The organism is Roseiarcus sp. (assembly GCF_052145395.1).
Classification (GTDB): domain Bacteria; phylum Pseudomonadota; class Alphaproteobacteria; order Rhizobiales; family Beijerinckiaceae; genus Roseiarcus.
The window spans coordinates 1-4,209 of the sequence record NZ_JBKQOT010000801.1 but is presented as its reverse complement, the minus strand read 5'-3'; the positions used below and the strand labels follow the sequence as shown (position 1 = coordinate 4,209).

Genomic DNA, 4,209 nt, shown 5'->3' with positions numbered 1-4,209 from the left:
GTTCAGCTTTACCGCGACGGGCTCGTCTACAAGGACAAGCGGCTCGTTAACTGGGACCCGAAATTCCAGACGGCGATCTCCGATCTGGAAGTCGTCCAGGTCGAGTGCAAGGGCTCGTTCAAATGGTCGCGCGACGACGGCGAGCCGCTCAACGCCGGCGCGCTCGCCAAGGTTCTCGCGAAGAACCCGAACGGTCATCTCTACTATTTCGAGTATCCGGTGGTCGACGGGCGCGGCGAGGAGATCGGCGAGCGGGTCACGGTCGCCACCACGCGGCCCGAGACGATGCTCGGCGACTCCGCCATCGCCGTTCATCCCGAAGACGAGCGCTACCGGGGCCTGGTTGGCCGGCAGGTCCGGCTGCCGCTGGTCGGCCGTCTGATCACGATCGTCGCCGACGAGTATTCCGACCCCGAGAAGGGGACCGGCGCCGTCAAGATCACGCCCGCCCACGATTTCAACGACTTCGAGGTCGGCAAGCGTCATGAGGCGGAGGGCGCGCGGCCGATCAACGTCCTCGATGCGGAGGCGCGCGTCTGCCTGAAGGACAACCTGGCTTTCTTCGAGGGGCTGGAGAGCGACCATGACCACGCCCGGCTGATCGCCGCGGTGGACGGCGCGGACCGGTTCGTCGCCCGCCTGCACATTGTCGAGATGATGGCGCTCGCGGGTTTCCTGGCCCGGATCGAGCCACATGCGCACACGGTCCCGCATGGCGATCGGTCGTACGCCGTCCTCGAGCCTTGGCTCACTGATCAATGGTTTGTCGACGCCAAGACGCTGGCCGAGCCCGCGCTCGCGGCGGTCCGGGACGGGCGCACTGAGTTCGTGCCGAAGAATTGGGAGAAGACCTATTACGAATGGCTGGAGAAAATCCAGCCGTGGTGCGTGTCGCGTCAGCTCTGGTGGGGACACCAGATCCCCGCCTGGTATTCGCCCTGGGGCGGCTGCACCGTCGAGGAGACCGAGGAGGCGGCCTATGCGGCGGCGCTCGCCGACGGCGTGGAGCGCGGCGTGCTCACCGACGCCGAGGCCGAAGCGCTTGCGCGCGATCCGGCTCGTCTTGCGGCGACCTTCAAGCGCGACCCCGACGTGCTCGACACCTGGTTCTCCTCGGCGCTGTGGCCCTTCTCCACGCTGGGCTGGCCGGACGAGACGCCAGAACTCAGGCGCTACTATCCGACCGACGTCCTGGTCACCGGCTTCGACATCATTTTCTTCTGGGTCGCCCGGATGATGATGATGGGCTTGCACTTCCGGAACGAGATTCCGTTCCGCGACGTCTACATCCACGCCCTCGTGCGCGACGAGAAGGGCGCGAAGATGTCGAAGTCGAAGGGCAACGTCATCGATCCGATCGACCTCATCGACCGCTACGGCGCCGACGCGCTGCGTTTCACGCTCGCCGCCATGGCGGCGCAGGGCCGAGACATCAAGCTCTCGGAGGCGCGCGTCGAAGGCTACCGCAATTTCGCAACCAAGCTCTGGAACGCCTCGCGCTTCGCCGAAATGAACGGTTGCGTCCGCGTCGCCGGATTCGATCCGGCGGCAACCCGCGAGCCGCTCAACCGCTGGATTCTCGGCGAGGCCGCGAAGGCCGCGGCGGAGACGGCGGGGGCGATCGAATCCTACCGGTTCAACGACGCGGCGAACGCCGTCTATCGCTTCGTCTGGAGCGTCTTCTGCGACTGGCACCTGGAACTGGCGAAGCCCGTGCTGCAAGGCGGCGCGGACGGACCCGCCAGGGCCGAGACGAAGGCGACGATCGCTCATGTGCTCGATACGATCTACGCGCTCCTGCACCCGTTCATGCCGTTCCTCACCGAGGAGCTGTGGGCGATCAAGGGGGAGGCGGGGCCCCCGCGCGATGGCCCGCTGGCGCTGGGGCCGTGGCCGAAAGAGGGGCTCGAGGTCGACGAGACGATCGAGGCGGAGATCGGCTGGATCGTGGATCTGATCGGCGAGATTCGATCGGTGAAATCGGAAATGGGCGTTCCCCCGTCGACGCCCATGTCGCTGATCCTGGTGTCCCCAAGCGATCGTGCGGCCAGGAGCGCAGCCGTCTGGAGCGAGAGCGTCAAACGGCTGGCCAGGGTCGAGGGGGTCGAATCGGCCGCCGTCGCGCCGCCCGGCTCGGTGCTGCTTGTCGTGCGGGGGGAGGTCGTCGCTCTGCCATTGGCCGGGGTGGTCGATCTCGCCGCGGAACGCGCGCGGCTCGACAAGGAGATCGACAATGTCAAAGTCGAGATCGCCAAGGTCGTAGCGAAGCTCGGCAACGACGACTTCCTCGCGCGCGCTCCGGAGGACGTGATCGCTGAGCATGAGGAACGGCGCGAGACGTTCGAGGGGCAGCTCGCCAAGCTCACCCACGCGCGCGAGCGTCTCGAGGGGGTGTAGCCGGCCGCGCGGACCGAGGAATGTGGCGCCTGCGCAACAGCCATTTTGCTTCTTTCCGGGGCCGGGATTCCGACCGTGGCGCGCCGCGATTGCGCCATAAACGACTCGCAGTTTCTCGGCCGCAGTTTACGGTTGTCACGCGTAACTTGCGCCCTCGTTCGAGGATGCGGCGTGGCCGGTTGGCGGATCGGAACCTATGCGCGTTGACGCGTGTGACGAAGCGGGGAGCAGGGCCGGTTGGAGAGGGCGCGAAAGCGCGCTGCTGGCGGCGCTTCTGCTTTTGGTTGTCACCGCGCCCGCGCTCGCTTTCGACGGTTCGACCAACGGTCCTCCCGCGAAAATCTCGCCGAAGAGCTACGTAAGCGCCGAGCAGGCTCTTCGCGCCGGGCTCGACGACCTCAACGCCGGCAACGCCGCTTCGTGCGTCGACGCCCTGACCTACGCGGCCGCGGGCGGGCAGCCGGTCGCACGCTGGAAACTCGGCGAGATGTACGCCGACGGCGTCGGCGTAGCGCGCGACGACGTCAAGGCCTATTATTACTTCAACCAGCTCGTTGAGGACTATGACGAGGACGCGCTGGACCCGCGAAATCGCGGCGCGGTCGCGAGCGCATTCGTTGCGGTCGGTGTTTATAGCCTGACCGGCATTCCCAACAGCGACATTCGCCCGGATCCCGAACGTGCGCGCGAACTGTTCCAGTACGCCGCCTCCACCTTCGGGGATCCGGATGCAGAGTACAATCTCGCCCACATGTACATGGTCGGTGCCGGTGGTCTGGCGAAGGACAAGCTCGTCGCCATCCGCTGGTTGATGCTGGCCTCGGGCAAGGGCCATCGTCCGTCGCAGGCGCTGCTCGGCCATCTGCTGTTCACTGGCGACGGGGTTCTGCCGCAACGGGCGCGCGGGCTCATGTGGCTCACCATCGCCAACAACCGCGCGGAAGGTCCGAAGGACGACTGGATCCGCGATCTGTATCGCCAGGATCTCGCCGCCGCGAGTTTTCCCGACCGGGAGATGGCGACGGCGATGCTCGACGAGCGCGCCAAAGGTCCGCCCCTGCCGTCGGTGATCTCGCGGACCGTTGTCCAGACCCTGCAGATCCTCCGGCCGCTCGGGGTTCCGGTCGTCGCGGCCGCGCCGCCTCCGCCTCAGCCTCCGCCCGCCCAGTAGCCCGTCGCGATCGATGTTCCGCCGTGGCGAAGCGCCGCGCCGCTTTGCCTTGCGGGGTCTTGGCGATCATCCGTCGGGAGAGGCCTTTCGGTTCGGTTCGAGGCGTAGGATTCGCCGCCATTGGGCCATGTTCGCTCGATACCGATTGGGCGTGAGTCTGGCTTGGGGGTTAAAAAAACTGGAGAGGCGGCGATGACCTCCTGGTTCGTTTCGACAACCGCAAGGTTGTCACTTCCCCCAAACCACCGCATCACATACCGCAACATATCTCGCGCATTCACTTGCAAACGCTACACTTTTGCATTATTCGCATGCACACGGTGCAACGTACCGAACCCCCGCACCACCACTCATTTGCGGATCAAAAAGTGTCAAAATGCGTGCGCACTTCACCGACATGACCATTCGTACCCTCGCAGAGGGCGTCTACTTCGACGACCACACACCCTCATTCGGCATTCGCATCGGCAAGCACCGAAAAACGTGGCTCATCATCAAAGGCACGAACCGCACAAGGGTACGCCTCGGCCACTACCCCGCTATGAGCCTCCAAGCTGCCCGTAGAGCGGCACTCAGTGCCCTCGGCAACACACTACAGGCCAGTACTGCCCCAAGCTTCCACGGGGCTTCCCATGAGTTCC

Annotated in this window: 3 protein-coding genes; all 3 read left to right on the top strand. The window is 65.6% G+C overall.

Annotation, left to right across the window (positions count from 1 at the left end; all coding sequences use genetic code 11):
- The coding region (locus ACLP25_RS27635) for a valine--tRNA ligase (RefSeq protein ID WP_442472305.1) at positions 1–2,397 on the top strand (2,397 nt) is incomplete at its 5' end.
- Positions 2,398–2,593: 196 nt separating this feature from the next.
- Complete coding sequence (locus ACLP25_RS27630; RefSeq protein WP_442472304.1) at positions 2,594–3,568, top strand: tetratricopeptide repeat protein; 975 nt, start codon at positions 2,594–2,596, stop codon at positions 3,566–3,568.
- A gap of 376 nt (positions 3,569–3,944) precedes the next feature.
- Positions 3,945–4,209 (top strand): integrase arm-type DNA-binding domain-containing protein (locus tag ACLP25_RS27625; RefSeq protein ID WP_442472303.1); only part of this gene is annotated, 265 nt, incomplete at its 3' end.